Annotated in this window: 17 protein-coding genes and 1 tRNA gene; 5 read left to right on the top strand and 13 right to left on the bottom strand. The window is 68.6% G+C overall.

All coding sequences use genetic code 11. The features are described 5' to 3' along the window. Window positions 1–9: 9 nt before the first annotated feature. Window positions 10–1,272, top strand: a complete 1,263-nt coding sequence (locus AC07OD_RS05820) for an alpha-hydroxy acid oxidase (RefSeq protein WP_494595576.1) — start codon at window positions 10–12, stop codon at window positions 1,270–1,272. A gap of 225 nt (window positions 1,273–1,497) precedes the next feature. Here AC07OD_RS05820 and AC07OD_RS05815 read toward each other — a convergent pair. The 4 genes from AC07OD_RS05815 to AC07OD_RS05800 all read right to left on the bottom strand — a co-directional run bounded on the left by AC07OD_RS05815 (window position 1,498) and on the right by AC07OD_RS05800 (window position 5,563). Next, a tRNA-Ser gene (locus tag AC07OD_RS05815) sits at window positions 1,498–1,587 on the bottom strand. Window positions 1,588–1,801: 214 nt separating this feature from the next. Beyond that, window positions 1,802–3,115, bottom strand: a complete 1,314-nt coding sequence (locus AC07OD_RS05810; RefSeq protein ID WP_218295788.1) for an IPTL-CTERM sorting domain-containing protein — start codon at window positions 3,113–3,115, stop codon at window positions 1,802–1,804. Window positions 3,116–3,260: 145 nt separating this feature from the next. Then, window positions 3,261–4,154 carry a hypothetical protein gene (locus AC07OD_RS05805; RefSeq protein WP_218295787.1) on the bottom strand — a complete coding sequence of 298 codons (894 nt, stop codon included), beginning with the start codon at window positions 4,152–4,154 and terminating at the stop codon, window positions 3,261–3,263. Next, window positions 4,151–5,563, bottom strand: coding sequence for a glycosyltransferase family 2 protein (locus AC07OD_RS05800; protein WP_218295786.1), 1,413 nt, complete (start codon window positions 5,561–5,563; stop codon window positions 4,151–4,153). Before AC07OD_RS05800 ends, AC07OD_RS05805 begins: the two co-directional genes overlap by 4 nt. Before the next feature lie 416 nt (window positions 5,564–5,979). Between AC07OD_RS05800 and AC07OD_RS05795 the strand changes: the two genes are divergently transcribed. After that, window positions 5,980–7,575, top strand: coding sequence for an MASE4 domain-containing protein (locus AC07OD_RS05795; RefSeq protein ID WP_494595606.1), 1,596 nt, complete (start codon window positions 5,980–5,982; stop codon window positions 7,573–7,575). Between the two features lie 200 nt (window positions 7,576–7,775). Here AC07OD_RS05795 and AC07OD_RS05790 read toward each other — a convergent pair whose 3' ends face one another. The 7 genes from AC07OD_RS05790 to AC07OD_RS05760 all read right to left on the bottom strand — a co-directional run bounded on the left by AC07OD_RS05790 (window position 7,776) and on the right by AC07OD_RS05760 (window position 16,383). Next, window positions 7,776–10,106: a CHASE2 domain-containing protein gene (locus AC07OD_RS05790; RefSeq protein WP_492246539.1), complete on the bottom strand. Its 2,331-nt coding sequence runs from the start codon at window positions 10,104–10,106 to the stop codon at window positions 7,776–7,778. Between the two features lie 63 nt (window positions 10,107–10,169). Further along, a complete protein-coding gene (locus AC07OD_RS05785) occupies window positions 10,170–11,897 on the bottom strand; it encodes a FecR family protein (protein ID WP_494595604.1) in 1,728 nt (575 codons plus the stop codon). Window positions 11,898–11,983: 86 nt separating this feature from the next. After that, entirely contained in the window at window positions 11,984–12,682 is a 699-nt protein-coding gene (locus AC07OD_RS05780) for a response regulator transcription factor (RefSeq protein ID WP_218295783.1), read from the bottom strand. Window positions 12,683–12,822: 140 nt separating this feature from the next. After that, window positions 12,823–13,749: a formylglycine-generating enzyme family protein gene (locus tag AC07OD_RS05775; protein ID WP_494595602.1), complete on the bottom strand. Its 927-nt coding sequence runs from the start codon at window positions 13,747–13,749 to the stop codon at window positions 12,823–12,825. A 167-nt stretch (window positions 13,750–13,916) separates the two neighbouring features. Beyond that, window positions 13,917–14,177: a hypothetical protein gene (locus AC07OD_RS05770; RefSeq protein WP_015013035.1), complete on the bottom strand. Its 261-nt coding sequence runs from the start codon at window positions 14,175–14,177 to the stop codon at window positions 13,917–13,919. A gap of 196 nt (window positions 14,178–14,373) precedes the next feature. Beyond that, entirely contained in the window at window positions 14,374–15,678 is a 1,305-nt protein-coding gene (locus AC07OD_RS05765) for a tryptophan--tRNA ligase (protein WP_218339971.1), read from the bottom strand. A gap of 36 nt (window positions 15,679–15,714) precedes the next feature. Next, entirely contained in the window at window positions 15,715–16,383 is a 669-nt protein-coding gene (locus AC07OD_RS05760; RefSeq protein ID WP_218295780.1) for a site-2 protease family protein, read from the bottom strand. Window positions 16,384–16,608: 225 nt separating this feature from the next. On the opposite strand from AC07OD_RS05760, the gene AC07OD_RS05755 reads away from it, so the two are divergent. Further along, complete coding sequence (locus AC07OD_RS05755) at window positions 16,609–17,799, top strand: methyl-accepting chemotaxis protein (protein ID WP_369643118.1); 1,191 nt, start codon at window positions 16,609–16,611, stop codon at window positions 17,797–17,799. Window positions 17,800–17,982: 183 nt separating this feature from the next. Here AC07OD_RS05755 and AC07OD_RS05750 read toward each other — a convergent pair whose 3' ends face one another. Further along, window positions 17,983–18,618, bottom strand: a complete 636-nt coding sequence (locus AC07OD_RS05750) for an L-threonylcarbamoyladenylate synthase (RefSeq protein ID WP_218295778.1) — start codon at window positions 18,616–18,618, stop codon at window positions 17,983–17,985. A 13-nt stretch (window positions 18,619–18,631) separates the two neighbouring features. Beyond that, window positions 18,632–19,501, bottom strand: coding sequence for a 3',5'-nucleoside bisphosphate phosphatase (locus tag AC07OD_RS05745; RefSeq protein WP_218295777.1), 870 nt, complete (start codon window positions 19,499–19,501; stop codon window positions 18,632–18,634). 152 nt (window positions 19,502–19,653) lie between these two features. Here AC07OD_RS05745 and AC07OD_RS05740 point away from each other — a divergent pair, with 152 nt between their 5' ends. Together AC07OD_RS05740 and AC07OD_RS05735 are read left to right on the top strand one after the other, a co-directional pair. Beyond that, on the top strand, window positions 19,654–21,456 hold the full coding sequence (locus AC07OD_RS05740; protein ID WP_494595570.1) for a methyl-accepting chemotaxis protein: 1,803 nt from the start codon (window positions 19,654–19,656) through the stop codon (window positions 21,454–21,456). A 359-nt stretch (window positions 21,457–21,815) separates the two neighbouring features. Continuing rightward, a complete protein-coding gene (locus AC07OD_RS05735) occupies window positions 21,816–23,597 on the top strand; it encodes a methyl-accepting chemotaxis protein (protein WP_494595568.1) in 1,782 nt (593 codons plus the stop codon). Window positions 23,598–23,604: the final 7 nt, after the last annotated feature.

Raw genomic sequence — 23,604 nt, 5'->3', positions numbered from 1 at the left:
CCCGTGCCCATGGCCTCCCTCCCCCATCTGGCCCCCGCCGCCCTGGCGCCCGCCCCCTTGCCCCCCGCGCGCCCCGCGCCGGCCGTGCTGCGCCGCATGCTGTCACTGCAGGATTTCGAGGAGGCCGCGCGCCGGCGCCTGCCCCGGCCCATCTTCGGCTACATCGCTGGCGCGGCCGAGGACAGTGCCTCGCTGCGCGACAACCGTGGCGTGTTCGGCGAGCACGCCTTTGTCACGCGCGTGCTGCGCGACGTGTCGGGGCGCTCGCAGGCGGTGGAGCTGTTTGGCGAGCGCTACGGCAGCCCGTTCGGCATCGCGCCCATGGGCATCAACGCGCTTTCCACTTACCGGGGCGACCTCGTGCTGGCACGCGCGGCGCGGCGCGCGGGCATTGTTTCGGTGATGAGCGGCACCTCGCTGATCCCGATGGAGGACGTGGCCCGCGACAGCCCGGGCACCTGGTTCCAGGCCTACCTGCCCGGCGACCAGGTCCGCATCGACGCACTGGTCGACCGGGTGGAGCGCGCGGGCTTTCGCACGCTGGTCGTCACGGTGGACATACCGATCTCGGCGAACCGCGAGAACAACATCCGCACGGGCTTCTCGACGCCGCTCAAGCCCAGCCTGCGCCTGGCCTGGGATGGCCTCGTGCGGCCGCGCTGGGTGGCGGGCACCTTCCTGCGCACGCTGCTGCGCCATGGCATGCCGCATTTCGAGAACTCGTTCGCCACGCGCGGCGCTCCCATCGTCTCGTCCACGGTGCTGCGCGATTTCTCGGCGCGCGACCACCTCGGCTGGCAGCACCTCGAAGCCATCCGCCGCCGCTGGAAGGGCCCGCTGGTCGTGAAGGGCCTGCTGAGCGTGGAGGATGCCCTGCAGGCGCAGCGCATCGGGGCCGACGCCGTGGTGCTGTCCAACCATGGCGGCCGCCAGCTCGATGGCGCCGCATCGCCCATGCGCGTGCTGGAAGCGGTGGTGGCCGCCGTGGGGCCCGCTTACCCCGTGCTCATCGACGGCGGCTTCCGGCGCGGCTCCGACGTGCTCAAGGCCATCGCGCTGGGCGCGCGCATGGTCCTGGTGGGGCGCCCGTTCAACTATGCAGCCGCCGTTGCCGGCGAGGCGGGAGTGCACCACGCGATCACCCTGCTGCGCGACGAGGTGGACCGCAACCTTGCCATGCTGGGCGCCACCAGCTGCGGAGAGCTGGGCCCTCGGCACCTGGTGCGGCGGCGGGGGCCTGGGGAGGAATGTTCGCCAGGGCTGGCGTCCTGACGGGTGCCTGCGGCCTGGCGCAACGATGTCAGTGCGGCTGCGGTGCGTTGTGGTGGGGGAGCTGCAGTCTGGCCCGCCTCAGCCCGCGACTTGATCGCAGCGGATCGGGTGCCCAGGGCGCGGGTCCTGCATGCCCCAAAGGCTGCCTGGCTGCCCAGGGGGTGCCGGCAAACCAAAAGAAAAAGGCCCTGCGCTATTGATTAAATAGCATCAGGGCCTTATCAGTGGCGGAGAGGGTGGGATTCGAACCCACGGTAGTGTTGCCACTACGCCTGATTTCGAGTCAGGTACATTCGACCACTCTGCCACCTCTCCTGTGTGTCGAAGCCTGCGATTATAGCAAGGTTTTCAGGGCCTTCGCGCGGCAGTGCTACCCAGGGGGGCGGTACCTCGGGCACCGTTGCGCTGCCGTCCGCCTGCTGGTAGTTTTCCAGCACCGCCACCAGCGTGCGGCCCACGGCCAGACGGGAGCCTCTGAACTCTGGAGCGATGGGTAGGCTGCTGGGTAGGTGCTGGAGCGAAGCGGCTATCAGGCAGTGCGGCGCCGCATCCTCGCTAGCCCAAACATGGCCAGCAGTGCGGACAGGCCAACCAAGGCCCACTCGGTTAGGGTGGGGATGGAGGCTGGCGACACGGGTACAACAGCAACAGCCGTCACCACTGTGGCAAGGTTGTTGGCGGTATTCGTCTCCCCACCACCAGAAACCTGGGCGCCATTGGTGACCGAAGCGGGTGCATTGGCCGCGATATCCACAGTCAATGTGATGGAGGGATAGCTCGCGCCCGCACTCAGCGGATCGCTTCGGGTGCAGGTCAGCGTCGCGAGCGTGCAGGCCCAGCCAGCGCCCGCCAAGGCTGTTGCACTCAGCCCAGGAGGAAGGACATCGGTCACGGTGACTGCGCCGCTCGTCGGGCCCACTCCGCCATTGGATGCAGTGATCGTGTAGGTGGCGCCTGTCTGCCCCTGGCTGAACGGGCCATTGGCCGGCATGGCCACGGTCAGATCCGGTAGCAACGGAATGACTGTCGCAGGATCGGTAGCCGTGTTGTTGGCTGCATTCACATCGCTGCCTCCTGTCACCGTAGCAGTGTTGGTCACGCTCGCTGGCGCATTGGCCGCGACATTCACGGTCAAGGTGACGACGGGATAACTCGCGCCTGATGCCAAGGGATCTGACCGAGTGCATGTGGCAGTTTGGCCCGCAATGTTGCAAGTCCAGCCGGTTCCTGAAGCGGTAGTCGGTGTCAATCCTGCAGGCACAGTATCGGTCAGCGTCACGAGGCCTGAGGTGGGCGAGCCGCCAGTATTGGATACCGTCAATGTATATGCGGCGCCAATCTGGCCTTGCGTGAAATTGCCTGTATGGCCTTTGGTGAGCACAAGATCGGGGCCCGCCCCGATGGTTGTCACATCCAATGCGGAATTGTTCGAGGAGTTGATATCCCCGCCCCCTGCAACCGTCACGGTGTTCGTCAGGGACGGGGGCGCTGCCGGCGACACATTCACGGTCAAGGTGATCGGTGGATAGCTTGCGCCAGCGGCGAGCGGATCGCTGCGGGTGCATGAGACAGATTGGGCCACGATGCTGCAGACCCAGCCAGCACCCGCTGCCGCTGTGGGAGTGAGTCCGGCAGGCACCGTGTCCGAGACGGTGACTGCACCCGCACTGGGCGCACCCCCGGTATTGGACACCGACACGGTATAGGTGGCCCCCACCTGGCCTTGCAAGAAGCTCCCGGCATGGCTCTTCGAGACAGTCAGATCCTGAGCGTAGGCCGAGGACAGAAAAGCTCCGGCGGCCAGAACGAGGAGAGCTGCGATGCGGCGGCGAAAGAGCATCATGGTTTTGATCCCGTACAGTCCAAGAAGCGTTTCATTTGACACAGCGCATCCACGCTGCCTGCGTACCTGTGGCGACACGCCTGCGATTGCAGTTGCATCGCCCCCACGGCCAGTGAGTCTCGCATGTGCCCGGCCTCATCGGTGATCAGAAGGGCAGGCTCACCCGCCCGGAAGCGCTGGTGTACCGGTATGACCCGGCCTGGCCGGAGAACAAGGGCGCCGTGTTGCTGGCCTCGATGCCGACAAACCACTGGACCGGGCTGCTGCGCCGTGATGCGAGGCCGATGGCGCCCCGCCATATCGGCTCCGACGCGCCATCGACGCGCTGCTGGCCGGCATCGATGCTGGCGCTCAGCACCACCACCTGCGCCACCTCGAACCGCGACGACAGGCCCGCCGATGCCTCATGCAGCCGCTCTGGGGAGAAGTACTCTGGCCGGTAGGCGTTGGTGTTGTGGTAGCTGCGCGTTTTTATGTAGGCATTGAGCCCATAGCGTTCGTCCAGCGAGTAGTTCCAGCGGGTGCGCAGTATCGGGCGGTTGTTGTCGTTGGAGAACAGCGCCGTGCCTGCCGCCACCCCGACGTTGAATCGCTCGGTGAAGGCGTGGTCGAGAACCAGTGCCAGGGCTGTGAAATGCGTGCCGTTCTCGATGCCTCGGATGGAGTTCACCAGGTCTCTTTCCACGCTCACTCCCAGCGCCGTGGAAGGGGTCAGCCGCTCCATGTAGTCGAGCCCCCCCACGAGGTAGCTGGTGCCCGCCACGCGGGCGGCGCCCAGACTGGCGTCGATGGTGCGTTCCTTGCTGGTTTGCTTGTAGGTGCCTGCCGCGAGGCTGCCGCTGGCCGCCCAACCCGGCGCCGTGTAGCGCAGGGCTCCGGCGCGCAGGCCCCAGCCAGCGGCATTCGCATAGCCCAGCGTCTGCCTGCTTTCATGGAAGTCGTCTGAATCGCGGCTGGCGAAGAACGAGCCCGAAACCGACTGTGCCTGCACGCCGCAGGCACAGAGCACCGCCAGCGCGCCAATGAAACGCCCCTTCATTTCGTACCCCAATTCTTTGACCGGCTGACCAGTTCCTTGATGTAGCCCAGCACGCATGCGGGCTGCAGCACCACGCTGTAAAACAAGGCGTAGAAGATAAACCCCAGCACGTTGCGGCGGACCTTGAGCCCCTGTTCGGTGAACATCTTGGCCTGGACGGTGAACATGAGGTAGTTGACGATCATAGCGAGCGGCAGCACCAGCAGCGTCATGGGCCCCGCGATCCAGTACACGCCAAACAGCGCCAGCACGAGGCCTGGAACGAAGGCGAACGTATAGACCAGATCCATGTAGGGGAACAGCAGGTTCCACCAGATGAACAAGGTGGTCATGCGCGGCTTGAACAGCAGGCGCCAGTGCGATTTGAAGGCTTCGATGAGCCCTCGCGACCAGCGCTGGCGCTGGCGGATGAACTGCAGCCAGGTATCGGGTGCGTTCGTGAAAAGGCAGGCGTTCTCCGCGAAGCCGACGCGATGTCCGCGCTCCAGGATCGCCCATGTGAGCACGATGTCTTCACCCACCGTATGGGCCCATCCGCCGAGTTCGCGAAGGATGGCCGTGTCGTACACGGAAAACGCGCCTTGGGCCACGAGGGTGCCCTGGTACAGGCTCTGCAGGCGCTTGATGGCGGCAATGCCATGGAAATAGTCCCATTCCTGAATGGCTGTGACCATGTTCTTGCGGGAATTGCGCACGAGTACCGCGCCTGCCACGGCACGGGTGTTGGGCGGATCGCTCATGTAGCGGCGCACCAGGTTGTGCAGCGCGCTGTGGTGAAGGTAGGAGTCCCCGTCGACGGTGATGGTCAGGTGGTGGCGGACCAGGGCCAGGCCGGCGTTGAGCGCGTTGGCCTTGCCCACGTTGTGTTCAAGGTTGAGCACCTGCAGCCACGGATAGTTCAGGCCCGCGAGCTTTTCGGCGGTGGAATCCTTCGAGCCATCATTGATCACCACGACCTGCAACGGCCCCTCGTACTCCTGGCGCGCGATGCTCTCGATCGTGGAGACGATGCTTTCCTCCTCGTTGTAGGCCGCCACGAGGATGGTGATTCCCGGCAGGCGCGCGCTGGAGTGTCTTGCCGCGGGGCGCCGGTCCAGCAGCAGGCTGACCACCAGGAATGCGTTCATGAAGCCCGGCACCACCGCGATGCCGTAGATCACCGGGTAGGCCGCCCACGGGCTGATGACCCGCGCCAGATCGTGCACCCAGGCATCCGCGGCATAGATGGAAAAAGCCATCCACACCACCCCGGCGAACAATGCGAACGCAAATTTCCACCGCACCGACAGGTACGGCCGTGCCCACTTCGTGGCTGCTGGGGCTGGCGACGATGTGCTGGCGGGGCTGGCCGCGCGCTGCGGTTCGAGCGTGGGCAGGGCCGCAGGGCTTGTCTGGAGGTTGCGCGTCATCGGGAAACTCGCCTTGTGGGCTGTAGTCGGGGGCAGGCGGGTGGGGCGCGGCCCAGGTCACAAGCAGGTGCGTATTTGTAAAAAATTGAAACTGTGGTGTGCGAATTTTGCTGCTGGCGTGGATGCGCGTCAACCGCAATGGCCCTGCAGGCCGCCCAGCGGGCGCAAAAGCAACTGTGCGGGCCCGCCGCCGGGCGCGTGCCCGCGCGGTGCATGGCCTTGCGCGGAACCCCGGGTCCGTACAGAGCGCTTTTTCTTTGCACTCTGGGCGCCTTGGGCCATGATGGACCTTGTCCGGGCATGGGGCGCCGCGCCGCCGGGCAGGGATTTTCCTGGCGTTTCTGCGGCATTCGACGTGTGCAAAAACCACCATGGGCACCGAGGCAACCACTCCAGAGCGACCGATTTTCTTGGCAATGGCACCCGCGGGCCCCGTGGGACGGCGCTGGGCCCTGGGCGCCGTTGTCGTGTCGGCCATGCTGTTTCTGGCGGCCATGCCCTTCGCCAAGCTGCCCCTGCCAAAGATGGGCGCGTTCATCCCCGCCTATCAATCCGCCCTGGTGCTGAGCGATCTGATCACCGCGGTCATGCTGTGGGGCCAGTACCGCATCCTGGGGCATGCGGGCCTGCGCGTTCTGGCCTGCGGGTACCTGTTCACGGCCCTGGTGGCGGTCGCGCACGCGCTCACGTTTCCGGGCCTGGTCGCCGAGGGCGGCTGGCTGGGCGCGGGGCCGCAGAGCACTGCCTGGCTGTACATGTTCTGGCACGCCGGGTTCCCGGCGGCGGTGATTGGGTACGCGCTGAGCAAGCCAGCGGCGGCCAGTCAGCCCGAAGCCGCGCCCGCGCAAGCGGGTTTTCTTTTTTCCACCGCGATCAGCGTGGCCGCCGTGCTGGCGGCCGTGGCAGCCCTCACTGCGCTGGCGACCGTGGGGCAGTCGCTGCTGCCGCCGATCATGCAGGGCAGCCGGTACACGCCGACCATGCTGGCCGTCGTCACCACCGTCTGGGGCGTCAGCGTGGTCGCGCTGCTGCTGCTCCTGCGGCGCAGGCCGCTGGTGGTGCTGGACCTCTTGCTCGTGGTCACCATGTGCGCGTGGCTGTTTGACATCGCGCTCTCCGCCGTGCTCAACGGCGGACGCTTCGACCTGGGTTTCTACGCCGGACGCCTGTACGGGCTGATGGCCTCCACGGCGCTGCTGGCGGTGCTTCTGGTCGAGAACACGATGCTCCACGCAAGGCTGGCGGCGGCCTACCAGGCGGAGCGAGAAAAGCGGCGGCAGATCCAGACCCAGGCGGCGGAACTGGTGGAGAAAAACCGGGAGCTGGACGCCTTCTCCTATTCCATATCGCACGATCTGCAGGCGCCCGTCCGCGTGATTCAGGGGTTCGCGGGCATGCTGCTCGAGCGTTCCGACAGCCACCAGGATGCGGAAACGCGGCGGATGCTCAAGGTGATCGACGACAGCGCGCGAAAGATGGGGCAGTTGATCCGCGACCTGCTGGATTTCGCGCGCCTGGGGCGCCAGCCCATGCACCCTGCCCGCGTCGACATGAATGCCCTGGTCGAGCAGGTCATCGCGGACGTGCGGCACACCGGACCGGGGCGCGATGCCGCGTTCGCGGTGGCGCCGCTGCCGGAAGGCTGGGGCGACCGGGCCCTGCTCCGGCAGGTGTGGGTGAACCTGATCTCCAACGCGGTCAAGTACAGCGGCCCGCAGGGCGCGCACATCCAGATTTCCGGCAGCGGGGACGGCGGTGAATGTGTCTACCAGGTGGCCGACCAGGGCATCGGGTTCGACATGGCCAGGGTGGACCGGCTGTTTGAACTGTTCCAGCGGCTGCACACCGCCGAGGAGTTCCCTGGCACGGGGGTGGGCCTGGCTTTTGTGCAGCGGATCGTGGTGCGGCATGGGGGGCGCGTGTGGGCTCTCGGCGCATTGAACGCGGGCGCCACCTTCAGCTTTTCTCTGCCCCAGGCGCCGACACCGCAGGATGCCGGGGCCACGGGCTGAAGAAAGCCCCTCCCGCGGCCCCGCATGCGCGGCGCGGCGTGCCCAGCCCAGAAACTGGCAGGTGGCGGATGCACCGGGGAAGAGGCTGGCAAGCAGGAGCAAAAAGTGCCGATGGCGCTTGATGCATAAGCGCAATGTGCTATTGAATGTGTAGCAAACTGGAGCCTGGCAACCTCCGGGTTGCCGGCCTGCATCGGTCATCATGCCCGCAGCGGCAGCACCAGCCTGAACTCCGCCCCGCGCCCCGCATCGCTGTCCACTTCCAGTGTCCCCCCGTGGCGCTGGATCACCGTGTGCACCAGCGCCAGCCCGAGCCCCACGCCTCCGATGGCGGGGTGGCTGCGGTCATGCAGCCGGCGAAACGGCGCGAACAGCTGGCCCTGCAGTTCCGGGGCGATGCCGGGGCCTTCGTCGCGCACCGACACGACCCAATGGCGGCCCCGCTGCACGATGGAGCACTGCACCACGCCTTCTTCGGGGCTGAACTTGACGGCGTTGTGCAGAACGTTGGCCAGCGCGCGGCACAGCATGGCGCGGTCGCCCACGGCGGGGGCGGTCTCCGGCGCGGCGGCGATGGTGACCTCCACGCCACGGTCGCGGGCCAGGGCCCAGATGTCGTCGACCGTTTCGGCCAGCGCCGCCACCAGGTCCAGGGGGGCCATCCGGTATTCCTGCGTCTCGGCGCTGGCCAGCTTCACGAAGTTTTCCGCCATGCCCAGGGATGCGCGCGCATAGCGCTCGATGCGCAGCATCAGCTCGTCGCCCGGCATGCGGCCGGGGTAGGCACGCTGCATTTCCAGCAGCGTCAGGATGGAGGCATTGGGGGTGCGGATGTCGTGCGAGATGAAATTCATCGCCTGGTCGCGCTGCAGCTGTGCGCGCCGCATCTCGGTGAGGTCCACCAGCGTCATCAACCAGCCCGCCTTGGCCAGGTCGGTGAAGGGCCTGCACTGCACCAGCAGGCTGCGGCCCTGGGCGTCGCTGCCTTCGCTTTGTTCGGGCATGCACTGGTTGAGCAGCTTGTCCTGCGTGATGAGCGGCTGCCCGGTGCCGGTCTGCACCAGGTCGTGAAGCAGGTCGACCACGGACTGCCCCTGCAGCGGCACCAGCGGGTCTCCGCCCACATGGCGGCGCGCTGCCACGTTGGTGAGCAGGATCCGCCCCTGGGGGTCGCAGACGATGGTGGGCGAGGGCAGCTGCTGCAGGCTCTCGCTCACGAAGTGGTGCAGGTCGCGCAGCTGGCGGGATGCGCGCTCCACGGCGTTGATGCGTTTTTCCAGGAAATCGCCCGAATCGCCCGTGCGGGGCTGCAGCCGCATCGACAGGCCGTCGCGCTGCAGGCGCTCCATTTCCAGCCGCAGGAAGTGGGCGGCCGCGCTCAGGCGGCGCCAGCTCCACAGGGGGTAGGCCAGCACGAGCCCGGTCAGTGCCGCGGCGGGCGCGAACTGCAGGCCCACCCACCAGGGCAGGGCCACGCTCAGCAGCAGGGTGGCCACCCCCAGCCCCGCGCTGGTGAGCAGCGCGATGAACGGCCCCACCAGCAGCAGGGCCAGCAGCGCGCCCGCCACCGGGGCCAGGTTGAACAAGGTGTTGAGGGCGGGGGCGGCTGGCTGGATCCGCACGCCCGAGAGGCGGCCGTCCAGCACCTGGGCCACCACCTCCACGCCGGGCATGAGCCGCGACTGCTGGCTCATGGGGGTGGCAAACATGTCGCCCAGGCCGGCGGCGGCCGCGCCCACGAGCACGTACTTGCCGCGAAACGCATCCGCGGGGACCTGGCCGCGCAAGACGGCGATGTACGAGTAGGTGGTGAAGTGGCCCGGTCCGCCAGCGTAGGCAATCAGGGTGCGGTCGGCGCGCTGCCATGGGCCGGGGGCCGCCATGCGCGCGGGCTCGGCGTTCCCCGGCCCGGCGCGCGGGGCGGCGCAGTGCGCCAGGGCGGGGTCCGCCACGCACTGCAGCGCCATGCTGAAGTGGGGCCAGGGCGCCGCGGCCGGCCCCTCCTGCAGGTACAGGCTGCGCACCACGCCGTCGTTGTCCGGCACCACGTGCACGTGGCCCAGGCGGGCCGCGGCATCCGCGAACGCGGGCCAGGGCAGGTCGGCCGTGTCGGCGGCCGGGCCATGGCCGCGCCGCAGCACCGGCAGCACCACGCGCCCGCTGCGCTGCATGGCGTCGGCCAGCAGCACGTCGTCGCCGGGGTAGTCCAGGTCCTCCTCGTTGAAGAGCACGTCCATGCCGATGGCGCGGGGCTGCTGGGCCGACACCCGTGCGATCAGTTCCGCGTGCAGCGCCCGCCGCCAGGGCCAGCGGCCGATCGCCGCGATGCTGGGATCGTCGATGGCCACGATCACGATGTCGGGGTGCGCGGGGCGGGAGATCAGGCGCAGGCCGGCGTCCTGCACCAGGTGGTTCACCCGGCTCAGGCTGTCGGCGGTGCTGAGCCACGCCACCAGCCCCAGCAGGGCGATGGACAGGAGGCTCCATTCCAGGCGCCGCTGCTGGCCCCGGGTCCGTCCGGCGGTCCGCATCGGCTCAGCCTCTCCGTGCCCTGGGCTGCGGGCGCGGTGCCGGGCTGGGGCGCGGGCGGGCTCTCAAGGCCGCCCCACGGGCTGGCCGTTCGATGTGGAGACCGGCAGGCCGGTGCCCGTGCTGACCCCTGAACCCACCCGGATCTGGCGTGGCGGCGAGAAGTCGCTTTGCAGGCCCGTGGAATCCTGCACCTGGATGCGCACCAGGTAGCTGCCCGCGGGCAGGTTGCCGGCCCGCCATTCGGGAGCATCGAGCAGGGTGTCGAGCACGAGCTTGTCGAATGCGAGGTCGCCGGCACCGGCCAGCTGCAGGCGGAATCGCTGGCCGGGCAGCGCAGGCCAGTGCAGGCGCACGTCGGTGTCGCCTTCCTGTGCCTGCACCGACTGCAGGGACAGGGTGGCGGGGCGGTCCGCCACCATGAAGGGCTGGGGCGGTGCAAACGGCCCCTGGTCGGCCTGGCCATCGGGCAGTTCCAGCAGGCTGGCCACGCGCCAGAAGTAGCTGCCCGCGGGCAGGGCACCCAGGGGCAGGCGGCACTCGCCCAGGCGCTGCGCATCGAGCAGCGGCTGGGCGAACTGGGCGCTGCCGGCCACCTGCACGCGGTACCAGCGCGCGCCGGGCACGTGGGTGCACAGCAGCTCGCCCGTGCCGCTGACCACCACGGCGCCGGGAGCGGGCTGCTGGTACAGCGGCGCCACGGGGCGCGTCTTGATCGTGAAGGGCAGCACGGCGGGCAGCCCCGAGATGCCCGCATCGTCCAGTGCGCGCACGGACAGGTAGTACTTGCCGTCTTCCAGGGCTTTCCAGCGCAGCTGGCCGTCCGCGAAGCGGCCGTGGCGCAGCACCTGGGTGAAATCCGGGTCCCGGGCCACCTGGGCCTCGTAGCGGACCGCGCCGGGCAGCGCGGGCACGTCGATGGCCAGCAGGCCCGCATCCCCCAGCGTGGCCGGCACGCCCGACGTGTCGGGCGCCGCCAGCAGGGGCCGGGGGGCGCCGACGGTGCCATCGGCCGCCACGGCCAGGCCCTGGCCCGGCGCGAGCATGGCGCCGGTGGGCGCGGGGGCGGCGGTGGCCCCGTCCGGGCGCGGCTGCACCGCCACGGAGCCGCTTTGCACCGAGGCGGTGGTCTGGCCGGCGTCGCCCATCGCCACGCTGAAATGGGTGCCGCGCACGCTGGTCACGGCCAGCGGCGTGCGCAGCTCGAAGCGGCGAAACGCCTCGGCGCTGGGTGGCACCGAGGACTCCACCGCGCCGCTGCGCATCTCCAGCACCGATTGCAGGCTGCCCGCGCGCCCTCGCCGGCGCAGCTGCCGCAGTTGCAGCTCGGAATGGGCCTGGACCCGCACCACCGTGCCATCCGCGAGCTTGACGGCCACGAAGGCATCGGGGCCGACCTGCACCACGGCGCCTTCATCGAGCCGGCCGCCCTTCACAAGGGGCTCCGGCGCGGCATCCGCGCGCGCCTGCCCGGTGGCCATGCCGTGCACGAACTCCACGGTGGCCGGCTCCGAAGGCTGCAGGTGCACCGGAATCCACACCACCGAGCCCGGCTGCAGGCGCCGGGGGTTGGCCACCTTGTTGCGGGCCTGCAGCAGCGGCCATTGGTGGGGGGCGGCCAGATAGGATCTGGCCAGGCCTTCGAGCGTGTCCCCTGCCTGCACGGTGTGGGGAATCTCGTCGCCCTGGGGCGTGGCGGAGCGGGCCTCGGCGCGGGGGGGCACCAGGCTCGCCAGGAAGCCGAGGGTGAGTGCCGCGGTGGCGCCCAGGGTCCAGCGGACGCGCCCTTTCATCGTTGCCAAGTCAGATCTCCTTTGTGCCGCCTCGGGCGGCTGGGCAGGCCACGGCGCCCTCTGGGGGCCGTGGAAGGTGGTTCGGGTCAGGCCCTTCGCTGGGCCTCCACGGCTTCAAAACGGTAGCCCACGCCGTAGACCGCCGAGACGATGAAACCGTTGGAAGGCCGCAGGTCCAGCAGGGTGCGCAGGCGCGAGATGTGGGTGTCCAGCGAGCGCGACATCACATCCGCGACCTGGCCCCAGATGATGTCCTTGAGGTGGTCGCGCGACAGCAGCCGGCCCATGTTCTGAAACAGGAACAGGGCGAGATCGTACTCGCGGTTCTTCAGCTCCACCGGCACGCCGTCGATTTCGATGGAGCGGGTCTCGCACAGGAAGCGGTAGCGCCCGAACTCCACCACGCCGCCCGCATTGTCCGGATAGGCGCGGCGCAGCAAGGCCGAGACGCGGGCATTGAGCTCGCCGATGCGCACGGGCTTGACCATGAAGTCGTCCGCGCCGCTGCCCAGGCCTTCGACGATGTCGCGCTCTTCCTGGCGGTGCGTCACGAACAGGATGGGCAACTGGGTGCCCACGTTCTTGCGCACCCAGCGCACCACTTCCGGCCCGGTGGTGTCTGGCAGGTGCCAGTCCACGATCAGCAGGTCAAAGGTTTCGCGGCGCATTTCACGCAGCAGGTCCGCGCCATTGAGATGGGTGTGGCAGACATGGCCCATTGCCTCCGTGGCCTGTTTGATCAGATCCAGCTGGAGCGCATCGTCGTCCAACGCGGCTATGCGCATGGTTTCCCCCGTCGAGAATGCAATTGCGGATTATTTGCGAGAACCACCGCCTCCGAGGGGGCGGGCACGCGGTGCCGTCAGCAAGTTGACATTTGTTGACGGTTTGTGGCGCGCCGGGGACGGGGAGGGGCGGGCGCCGTTCAGCGGTCGGGGGCCAAGGGGCGGGACTCTGGGGCAATCTCGCGCACCAGCCGCATGCCGACCAGGGTGTAGCGGGTCTGCGGGCTGTTCCAGTTGCGGTAGCCGCAGCGCGCGTAGAACGACCATGTGTGCCACGAGCCTCCCCTGCGCACGCGCACCGAGCCTTCGTCGGGCCCCTGCGGGTCGTCGTGCGGAGACTGTGCATAGTACGTGTCCCCGTGCCAGTCCGACACCCATTCCCAGGCATTGCCCAGCATGTCGTGCAGCCCGAAGGCATTGGGCGCATAGCTGCCCACGGGCGCGGTGAAGGCGTGGCCGTCGCTGCCCCCCAGCGCGTGCTGCCGCCAGCGGGGCCACAGGGGGGCGGCCTCCTGGTCGAAGGTATTGGCGGTGCGCAGCAGCCCCTGCGGGTCATCGCCGTGGGGGTAGCGGGTGCGGGTGCCCGCGCGGCAGGCGTACTCCCATTCGGCCTCGGTCGGCAGGCGGTAGCGGTGGCCTTCGGTGCGGCTCAGCCACCGGGCCAGGGCCTGGGCGTCGTTCCAGGTCACGTTGACGACCGGGTGGTCCGGGCCTTGCGCGAAGCCGGGGTTGCGCCACGAATAGCGCGGGTCGCGGCCCTCAAACGCATCGCCGCGCCGCGTGGTGGCCGGGTCGTAGGCAGGGTTGTAGCCATAGCCGCCGGTGCCGTCCGCCTCGGACTCGGGCTGGTACCCGGATGCTTGGACAAAGCGCCGGAACTGCCCCACCGTGACCTCGTGCTGGCCCAGGTAGAAGGCGCGGGTGATGTGCACCTCGTGGGCCGGGGACTCGTCTGCCAGGTCGGTCAAGCGCTGGCGCTCCAGCAGCGGGAAGGCTTTTTTCAGGGTCTCGAGCGGCGGGACGCCACCCATCCAGAAGCTGCCCGCCGGCACCCGGACAAAGGCCATGCCCAGGCTGTTGATCCAGGGGGCCGTGGCGGGGCGCGCGTCCTGCGCTGCCGGTGGGTGCTGGCAGCCGGCCAGCAGCGCAGTCACCACCACTATCAGCGCCCCACGGCGAACTGACGGCAATGCGGGCAATGCCGGCGGCAATGGGACGGCGTGGGCGCGTGGCCTCAAGGCTTGTCCTGCAACTCACTCACGCATTCGAACACCAGGCGCGAGCCGTCGTTGCGCAGCAGTTTGGCGTGCAGGGCCATGCGCTGGCATTCGCGGCTGGCCGCGGCGTAGGCCTGGGAGGTGTCTGGGCCATAGACCGGCACACTGAAAGTGCGGTCGCGGCCCGAGGCCATGGGGCCCGAGGGGCCATAGGGGTTGGTCGCATTGCAGCCGGCGAGCAAGGCCAGCACTGACACCGAGGCACACAGCAGTTTCATGGAAGTCTCCCGAGCAGATCAGGGAACCCAGTTTACGCACATGCCCGCACGCCAGGCATGCTCGTAGCCGTCAAGACACGGCGCACGGCGCCATTTTTTACCTATTCAGGCCCCGGGCGCAATCACCATGAGCCTTGATTGCTATGAAAAAAAGAGCATTTCCGTGCAATGCCCAGGCGCGGCCAGAGTGCCCGGCTTACGCCGCAGCGGCTGCCTCGGCCAGGGCCTGCAGGGCGGCAGCCACCTCGGCGGCCTGCACGCCGTCCACTGGTGCCAGGCGCGGGGCCAGGGTTTGCAGCGCCGTGCTGTCCTTTTGCAGCTGGGCAATGGCCTGGCCGGCTTCCTTGGGCGCATCGAAGCCGGTGCTCTGCAGCAGCAGGCGGCCGTCTGCATCCACGAGCTTGAAGTAGAACTTGCCGTCGGCTTCGCGGTATTGCTTGAACGAAGGCAGCGCTGTCTTCGCGGCCTTGGCGGGCTTGGGCGCCGCCGTGGCCTGGGCCAGACTGCGCAGGCCCACAGCGGCGCGCAGCTCGCGGATGAACGGCGTGGCCAGCGCGCGGGCGCGTTCGGCACCGGCCAGCAAGGTCTGCTCGATGCGCGCGGGGTTGTGGATGAGTTCCTCGTACTGCGCGCGCATGGGGGCGATCACCTGGTCCACGCGCTCGAACAGGGTGTTCTTGGCATCACCCCAGGCGATGCCGTCGGCGTAGGCCTTGCGCAGGGCCTCGGTCTCCGCGGGCGTGGCGAAGGCCTGGTAGATCTGGAACAGCGCGGAGCCTTCGACCTCCTTGGGCTCGCCGGGCGCGCGCGAATCGGTCAGGATGCCGCCGATGAGCTTCTTGAGCTGCTCGCGCGAGCTGAACAGCGGGATGGTGTTGTCGTAGCTCTTGCTCATCTTGCGGCCGTCCAGCCCGGGCAGGGTGGCCACATGGTCGTCGATGGCCGCCTCGGGCAGCACGAAATGCTCGCCATACAGGTGGTTGAAGCTCGCGGCCATGTCGCGCGCCATCTCGATGTGTTGGATCTGGTCGCGGCCCACGGGCACCTTGTGGGCCTTGAACATCAGGATGTCGGCGCCCATGAGCACGGGGTACATGAACAGCCCGGCCGTCACGCCGTCGTCCTGTTCGCGCCCGGCGGCGGTGTTCTTGTCCACGCTGGCCTTGTAGGCGTGGGCGCGGTTGAGCACGCCCTTGCCCGTCACGCAGGTCAGCAGCCAGGTCAGCTCGGGAATTTCGGGGATGTCGGACTGGCGGTAGAACGTGACCTTCTCGGGGTTCAGCCCTGCGGCCAGCCAGCTGGCCGCGATCTCCAGCGTGGAGCGCTGGATGCGCGCCGGGTCTTCGCACTTGATGAGCGCGTGGTAGTCGGCCAGGAAGTAGAAGCTCTGCACGCCGGGCGTGAGGCTGGCGGCCACGGACGGGCGGATGGAACCCACGAAGTTGCCCAGGTGGGGCGTGCCCGTGGTGGTGATGCCGGTGAGAAAGCGCGTGGTGCTCATGGAGACGGTGTCAGCAAAAAGAGGGAGAAAAGGCGATCAACGCAGCAAGGCGGTGAGCGGCGTGAGCAGCAGGTTGATGGCGCCGTAGCCCAGCGACATCAGCGGGCGCAGCCACAGCGTGCCCACCACGCCCGCGATCACGAGGCCCATCACGATGAAGAAGCCCCAGGGCTCGATGCGCGAAACCATGTGGGCCTGTTTCCAGGGCAGCAGGCCCACCAGGATGCGCCCGCCGTCGAGCGGAGGCAGCGGAAACAGGTTGAACGCCCACATCACCAGGTTGACCAGCACCCCGGCGCGGGCCATTTCGATGAAGAAGCGCTCGTCCACGCCAAAGCCCACCAGGGACACCAGCAGCACGGCCCAGACGATGGCCTGGATGAAGTTGGAGGCGGGCCCCGCCAGCGCCACCCACACCATGTGCTTCTTGGGGTTGCGCAGGTTGCCGAAGTTGACCGGCACGGGCTTGGCATAGCCGAACAGGAAGGCCCCCGAGGTCGCGAAGTACAGCAGCAGCGGCATCAGGATGGTGCCGACCGGATCGATGTGCTTGAGCGGGTTGAGGGTGATCCGGCCCATCATGTACGCGGTGTTGTCGCCAAAGTGGCGCGCGGCGTAGCCATGGGCTGCCTCGTGCACGGTGATGGCGAACAGCACCGGCAGGGCGTAGATCAGAACGGTTTGGATGAGATTGGAGATGTCCACCTGTCGATTGTCTCAGACGCGTGGCATGGGTCCCGGGCCGCGCGGGAGGAGGGGCCGGCCGGGCAGCGTGACGGCCAGTGGTACGACAAGATCGGGAGTGGCGGACAAATCGTTGATAGCATGTGGCATGGCGTAACGAATTGCATCTGTTGGGCTCGCGTCCAGCCCTTTTCTTGCGCTCTGGCCCACACTCATACTACGCAGACCCCTTTCGGAGACATTCCCGTGCCCTTGGATCACCTCAAAATCGGAACCCGCCTCATTCTTGCGTTCGGGGGCATCGCCCTGCTGGTGGCGCTGACCATGGGCATGGCGATGTCCAGGATCGGCCGGGCCGAAGACGCCTACCGCGGCGCGGTGTCCACGGCCAGCAACGCCGCCGCGGACGGTGAGCGCACGGCCAAGGCCACGCAGGCGCAGGAGCACCTGCAAGGCGCGCGCGGCTGGATCGTGGGCGGCGGGCTGGCGGTGTTCGCGCTCTCGCTGGTGGCTTTTCTCACGCTGCGCAGCGGCATTGTCAGCCCGCTCAACCAGGCCATCCTGATCGCCGAAACCGTGGCCTCGGGCGACCTGAGCCAGGAATTCAGTTCGGACCTGGAAGGGGACTTCGGCCGGCTGCTGGGGGCGCTGGGCACCATGGAAGACACGCTGACCGACCTGGTGTCGCGCATCAAGCAGGATGCGGATGCCATCAGCGCCTCCGCGGTGAACATCGACCATGGGAACACCGACCTGTCCCGCCGTGCGGAGGACCAGGTGTCCTCCCTGACCGAAACGGCGGCCAGCATGGAGCAACTGACCGCCACCGTGCGCCAGAATGCCGAGCGCGCCCATTCCGCCAGCGGCCTGGCCGTCAAGGCCTCGGCCATCGCCGAGCACGGCGGCACCGTGGTGGGCGAGGTGGTGCAGACCATGCAGGCCATCAGCGGCAGCTCGCGCAAGATCGTGGACATCATCCAGGTCATCGAAGGCATTGCCTTCCAGACCAACATCCTGGCGCTGAACGCCGCCGTGGAGGCCGCCCGCGCGGGCGAGCAGGGCCGGGGCTTCGCGGTGGTGGCCAGCGAGGTGCGCAACCTGGCCCAGCGCAGCGCGGTCGCCGCGCGCGAGATCAAGGCGCTCATCAGCGCGTCGGTGGAGCAGGTGGAGAGCGGCGCCGGCCAGGTGGGCAAGGCTGGCAAGACCATGGCCGAAATCGTGACCGCCGTGGGCCAGGTGAGCGCGCTGCTGGGGGAAATCTCCATCGCCCTGCGCGAGCAGAGCGAGGCCATCAGCCACGTGAATGTGGCGGTGTCGCACATGGATGGCTCCACGCAGGAAACGGCCGCGCTGGTTCAGAGCGCCGTGTCCACCGCGACCTCGCTCACCGCGCAGGCCCGGGACCTGGAGCAGGCCGTGGGTGCGTTCAAGCTGTAGCCCCTGAGCGGCTGCGCCGCTTCCCCCTCCGGGGGACGCCACCGGTGGCCTGGCGGAGCCAGTTCCACGGTGGCGCTGGTTTTGGCAGCGCCGGTTTTTGGGCGCGGTAGCCTGAAAGGCGCTTTTGCCGATCCTCAAGACCGCTCTGCGCGGGCGCCGGGCGGGCCCCCGGGCCTGCAGTTTTTACAGCCCCAGAGCCTTCAAGCTGCCCCGGCCTTCGCGCATCACTTCGGGTTCGCCGCCGGTGCCCATGGGGGTCAGGTCCACCACCGTCGTGGGCTCCAGCGGGCAGGCGCCCGCATCCACCACGGCATCCACCAGCTTTTCATAGCGCTCGCGGATTTCCTGCGGGTCGTTCAGCGGTTCCGTCTCGCCAGCGGGTATCAGCGTGGTGGCCAGCAAGGGAGCGCCGTGCAGCTCCAGCAGCAGCTGCAGGCCCTTGCGGTCGGGCACGCGCAGGCCGATGGTCTTGCGCGAGGGGTGGCTCACGCGGCGCGGCACTTCCTTGGTGGCTTCGAGGATGAAGGTGTAGGGGCCGGGCGTGCCCAGCTTCAGCAGGCGGTACTGCCGGTTGTCCACGCGCGCATAGTTGGCCAGCTCCGACAGGTCGCGGCACAGCAGCGTGAGGTGGTGCCTGTCGTCCACCTGGCGGATGCGGCGCAGGCGGTCCACGGCGTCCTTGTCGTCCAGGTGGCAGACGAGGGCATAGCTGGAGTCGGTGGGCACGGCCACGATGCCGCCCTTTTGCAGCAGCGCCGCCGCCTGCTTGAGCAGGCGGGGCTGCGGGTTGTCGGGATGGACTTCGAAATACTGGGCCATGAACGGGTGCGCCTCAGGCGTTGGCCGGATGGAGGATGCGGTCGGACAGCAGCTCCCACACGGGTGTCAGCGCGCCGGGCAACAGCGGCAGGGTGCCCAGGTCGGTGTGCGATTCATCGGGGCTGTGGAAGTCGCTGCCGCGCGACGCGGCCAGGCCGAATTCCTGCGCCATGCCGGCGTAGGTGACGTATTCGGCAGCGCTGTGGCTGCCGGTGACGACCTCCACCCCGCGCCCGCCGTGGGTCTTGAACTCGGAAAACAGCGCGAATTCCTCATTGGCGCTGAACTTGTAGCGCGCCGGGTGGGCAATGATCGCCATGCCGCCCGCGTCCGTGATCCAGCGCACGGCGTCGCCCAGCGACGCCCAGCGGTGCGGCACGTAGCCGGGCTTGCCTTCGGTGAGGAACTTGCGGAACACCTCGGAGGTGTCCTTGCAGACCCCGGTTTCCACCAGGAAGCGAGCGAAATGCGTGCGCGAGATCAGTGCCGGGTTGCCCACGAACTGCAGGGCGCCTTCATACGCGCCCTGGATGCCCACCTGGGCCAGCTGCTGGGCCATGTCCTTGGCGCGTTCGCCGCGCCCGCCCCGGGTCGCGGCCAGGCCCTGGGCCAGCTGCGCGTCGTCGGGGTCGAACCCCAGGCCGACGATGTGGACGGTGGTGTCGGCGAAGGTGACGGAAATCTCGGTACCCGTGAGATAGGCCATGCCCTGTGCGTGGGCGGCTGCGCGGGCGCGGTGCTGGCCGCCGATTTCGTCATGGTCGGTCAACGCCCACAGCTCGACACCGTTTGCCCTGGCCCGCGCGGCCAGGTCCTCGGGGGTCATGGTTCCGTCGGATACCACGGAATGGCAGTGCAGGTCGGCGTTGAGTATGGTTGTCACGAGGCCATTTTAGGGCTTGTACCGATAACGTGCCTTGCCGAACCCAGCAACACTGCAGTCAGGGGCATTGCGCCCGGCGGCCCGGCAACCTCGGCCGGGGCCATGTGCCGGGCAGTCCTTTCAGACCATCGTAGGCGTTCCAAGGAGCAACCATGAAATTCAACGACCTGCGCGTGTCCCACAAGATGTGGAGCGTCATCCTGGGCCTTCTGGCGCTCATGCTGGTCTCGGCCATCTGGACCCAGTGGTACGGCCGGCAGGTGACGGCGTCCACCGAAGAGGCCGTGGAAAAATACGAAGCCGCCATCACCACCGCCGTGACCTGGCGCGGCCTGGCCGAGGTGGCCGTGACGATGTCGATGGCGAGTTTCGTCACCACCGACCAGGCGCTCAAGGCCGACTTCGACACCCGGGTGGCCGCGCTCACCGCGCGCATCACGCCGGTGCAGGAAAAGATCAACAAGACCTCCGTCTCGCCCGAGGACAAGGCGGCGCTCGCGAAGGTGGCGGCGACGCGTGCGGATATCCGGGGCCAGACCGACAAGCTCAAGGAGCTGACGGATGCGGGCGATGCGGCGGCCAAGCAGGCGTACCTGGCGAACGTCTACCGCCCCAAGGCCGTGGCCTACCTGGAGGCCATCGACAAGTTCGTGGCCGCGCAGCAAAGCCAGCGCGACGAAGCCGTCCGTGCGGCGCACGACACGCGCGGCAACCTGGTGCTGATCGGTGCCGTGGCAGCCGTCGCCGTGGTGCTGCTGGGCATGCTGCTGGCCGCGATGCTGGTGCGCTCCATCACGGCGCCGCTGGACCGCGCGGTGGCCCTGGCCGAGGCCATCTCGGCGGGCGACCTCACGCAGAACATCCACGACGACCGCAAGGACGAGCTGGGCATGCTCACGCGGGCCCTGTCGGCCATGTCAGACCGCCTTCGCGGCGTGGTGAGCGAGGTGCGCTCGGGGGTGGACTCGGTGTCGTCGGCGTCGATCCAGATCGCCAACGGCAACCACGACCTGTCGGCGCGCACGGAGCAGACGGCCTCCAACCTGGAAGAGACGGCGGCGAGCATGGAAGAGCTGACGGCCACGGTGAGCCAGTCGGCGGACACCGCGCGCCAGGCCAACCAGCTGGCCGGAACGGCCGCGCAGGCGGCGGCACGCGGTGGCGAAGTGGTGGGCCAGGTGGTCACCAGCATGCAGCAGATCACCGACAGCTCGCGCAAGATCAACGACATCATCGGCGTCATCGACGGCATTGCCTTCCAGACCAACATCCTGGCGCTGAATGCTGCGGTGGAGGCGGCCCGCGCGGGCGAGCAGGGCCGGGGCTTCGCGGTGGTGGCCAGCGAAGTGCGCAGCCTGGCCGGGCGCAGCGCCGAGGCGGCCAAGGAAATCAAGACCCTGATCAGCGCCTCGGTGCAGAACGTGGAATCGGGGTCGGCCCAGGTGGCGCAGGCGGGCCAGAGCATGGAGGAAATCGTGGCGAGCGTGCAGCGGGTGAGCGACCTCATTGGAGAGATCACGGCATCCTCGACAGAGCAGCGCGACGGTATCGCCCAGGTGAACCAGGCGGTGACGCACCTCGACCAGATGACACAGCAGAACGCGGCGCTGGTGGAAGAGTCCACCGCCGCTGCAGCCTCGATGCGCGACCAGGCGCAGAGGCTGGCCGAGGTGGTGGCCATGTTCAACGTGGGGGCCGTGGCCAGCCGGGCTCCCACCGCGCCCGCCCGTTCCGCGCCACCCGCCATGGCGCCGAGGCCCGCCCCCGCCGCCAAGGCCCGCGTGGGTACCAGTGCCAGCGGCAAGCCCGCGGCCAGCGCCAAGGCGCCAGCGGCCGCGCGGCTGTCTTCCCCCGCGCCGGCCGCCGCCCCCAAGGCGGCTGCCCCGGCACCATCTCACCCACCGGCGCCACGCGCCACCTCGGGAGGCAACGACGATGAGTGGGAAAGCTTCTGATCCGGGGTGGAGGCCCTGGCCGCTACCGAACTGATTGCTCTCGAAATAATAGCTGAAGGCGCTTGACCATCAAGCGCTGGAGGCCGTTTTTGCAAGAACAGGCGCCAGGAGGCGCTGGCGCCCTGACTCTTGCCTCCCCCGTTCCACCTCTGTGCCCCGTTTGCGCCGCTCGCGGTCCGTGCCCGGCGTGCGCCCGCGTGGCCGCCGGTGGGGAATGCGGGTTTCTCCCGGTGAGGTGCTGGCGTGGCGGCGCGCCGGGCTGGCGTAGGCTATGGGTTGTTTGCTGATGTAATCGGATGTTTCCCTGGCGAACCTCGCCTTGCATGAAAACACTACAGATCCACGAGGAAGAACAACCCATGCAACTCGACAATATCCGCGTTTCCCGCAAGCTGTGGGGCGCATTTCTGGGCCTGATGATCGGCATGCTGCTGCTCTCGGGCTTTGCCCAGAACCGGGCCAACAGCTCCATGTCCTCGGCGATCGACGCCGTCGTGGACATCGAGGGGCGCATCTCCGCCGCCGTGCGCTGGCGCGGCGCCACCGAGACGGCCGTCACCATGGTCATGGGCGGCGCCGTGACCACGGATGCCGTGCTGGCCGAGCAGTATGGCGCCAAGGTCAAGGAGATCATCGGCAACATCAACAAGGTGCAGGAAGGCATCGTGGCCTCGGCCACCGCCCCCGAGGAAAAGGCTGCGCTGGACAAGGTGCTGGAGGCCCGCAAGGCCGTGCTGGCGGCCACCGCCAAGACCTGGGAGCTCAAGGGCGCCGGCGACGCCGTGGCGACCCAGCGGTTCGCCGACAACGAATTCGCCCCCCTGGTCACCAAATACCTCAAGGCGCAGGACGACTTCGTCGCCACGCTCGAGACGCGCCGCGACGCCATCCGCGCCGACGCCTCGGCGCGCCGCGTGGAATACGCGATCTGGGGAATCATCACCTCGCTGGTGCTGATGGCCGTAGGGCTGTTCCTGGCCTGGAAGCTGGTGCGCTCCATCACCCTTCCGCTGGATGAGGCGGTGAACACCATCGACGCCATCGCGGCGGGCGACCTCACCCAGGAGCTGCAATCCGTCCGCAAGGACGAGTTCGGCCACATGCTGCGTTCGCTGTCGGCCATGTCGGCACGCCTTCGCGGCGTGGTGAGCGAGGTGCGCTCGGGGGTGGATTCGGTGTCGTCGGCGTCGATCCAGATCGCCAACGGCAACCACGACCTGTCGGCGCGCACGGAGCAGACGGCCTCCAACCTGGAAGAGACGGCGGCGAGCATGGAAGAGCTGACGGCCACGGTGAGCCAGTCGGCGGACACCGCGCGCCAGGCCAACCAGCTGGCCGGAACGGCCGCGCAGGCGGCGGCACGCGGTGGCGAAGTGGTGGGCCAGGTGGTCACCAGCATGCAGCAGATCACCGACAGCTCGCGCAAGATCAACGACATCATCGGCGTCATCGACGGCATTGCCTTCCAGACCAACATCCTGGCGCTGAATGCTGCGGTGGAGGCGGCCCGCGCGGGCGAGCAGGGCCGGGGCTTCGCGGTGGTGGCCAGCGAAGTGCGCAGCCTGGCCGGGCGCAGCGCCGAGGCGGCCAAGGAAATCAAGACCCTGATCAGCGCCTCGGTGCAGAACGTGGAATCGGGGTCGGCCCAGGTGGCGCAGGCGGGCCAGAGCATGGAGGAAATCGTGGCGAGCGTGCAGCGGGTGAGCGACCTCATTGGAGAGATCACGGCATCCTCGACAGAGCAGCGCGACGGTATCGCCCAGGTGAACCAGGCGGTGACGCACCTCGACCAGATGACACAGCAGAACGCGGCGCTGGTGGAGGAGTCCACGGCGGCGGCGGCCTCGATGCGCGACCAGGCGCAGAGGCTGGCCGAGGTGGTGTCGGTGTTCAACGTGGGCGCGGTCGCGGTGCGCGCGCCAGCAGCACCCCGCCCGACGCCCGCTGCCGCGCCCCGGCCGGCCGCGGCCAAGGTGGCCGCCACCCACCACCCGCGCGTGGCGGGGGCCAAACCCGCCGTTGCACGGCCTCCAGCACCGGCCCCGGCCCGGCTTGCGCCGCCCGCGGCCCCGGCGGCCCGGCCCGCGCCACCGCCGGCGGCGGCTTCCCGTGGCGGCGATGACGACTGGGAGAGCTTCTGACGGCCGC

The sequence above is a fragment of the Acidovorax sp. GW821-FHT10E03 genome (assembly GCF_059415205.1).
Note: the sequence above shows the minus strand (reverse complement) of the source record. Positions and strands in the feature narration are given on the sequence as shown.

Bases quoted from the DNA above. Each gene is read 5' to 3' on its own strand.
- AC07OD_RS05740 (WP_494595570.1), top strand. From the start codon at position 19,654: ATGAAATTCAACGACCTGCGCGTGTCCCACAAGATGTGGAGCGTCATC.
- AC07OD_RS05810 (WP_218295788.1), bottom strand. From the start codon at position 3,115: ATGATGCTCTTTCGCCGCCGCATCGCAGCTCTCCTCGTTCTGGCCGCC.
- AC07OD_RS05805 (WP_218295787.1), bottom strand. From the start codon at position 4,154: ATGAAGGGGCGTTTCATTGGCGCGCTGGCGGTGCTCTGTGCCTGCGGC.
- AC07OD_RS05750 (WP_218295778.1), bottom strand. From the start codon at position 18,618: ATGGCCCAGTATTTCGAAGTCCATCCCGACAACCCGCAGCCCCGCCTG.
- AC07OD_RS05780 (WP_218295783.1), bottom strand. From the start codon at position 12,682: ATGCGCATAGCCGCGTTGGACGACGATGCGCTCCAGCTGGATCTGATC.
- AC07OD_RS05785 (WP_494595604.1), bottom strand. From the start codon at position 11,897: ATGAAAGGGCGCGTCCGCTGGACCCTGGGCGCCACCGCGGCACTCACC.
- AC07OD_RS05735 (WP_494595568.1), top strand. From the start codon at position 21,816: ATGCAACTCGACAATATCCGCGTTTCCCGCAAGCTGTGGGGCGCATTT.
- AC07OD_RS05800 (WP_218295786.1), bottom strand. From the start codon at position 5,563: ATGACGCGCAACCTCCAGACAAGCCCTGCGGCCCTGCCCACGCTCGAA.
- AC07OD_RS05770 (WP_015013035.1), bottom strand. From the start codon at position 14,177: ATGAAACTGCTGTGTGCCTCGGTGTCAGTGCTGGCCTTGCTCGCCGGC.
- AC07OD_RS05795 (WP_494595606.1), top strand. From the start codon at position 5,980: ATGGCACCCGCGGGCCCCGTGGGACGGCGCTGGGCCCTGGGCGCCGTT.
- AC07OD_RS05775 (WP_494595602.1), bottom strand. From the start codon at position 13,749: ATGGCCTTTGTCCGGGTGCCGGCGGGCAGCTTCTGGATGGGTGGCGTC.
- AC07OD_RS05820 (WP_494595576.1), top strand. From the start codon at position 10: ATGGCCTCCCTCCCCCATCTGGCCCCCGCCGCCCTGGCGCCCGCCCCC.
- AC07OD_RS05765 (WP_218339971.1), bottom strand. From the start codon at position 15,678: ATGAGCACCACGCGCTTTCTCACCGGCATCACCACCACGGGCACGCCC.
- AC07OD_RS05790 (WP_492246539.1), bottom strand. From the start codon at position 10,106: ATGCGGACCGCCGGACGGACCCGGGGCCAGCAGCGGCGCCTGGAATGG.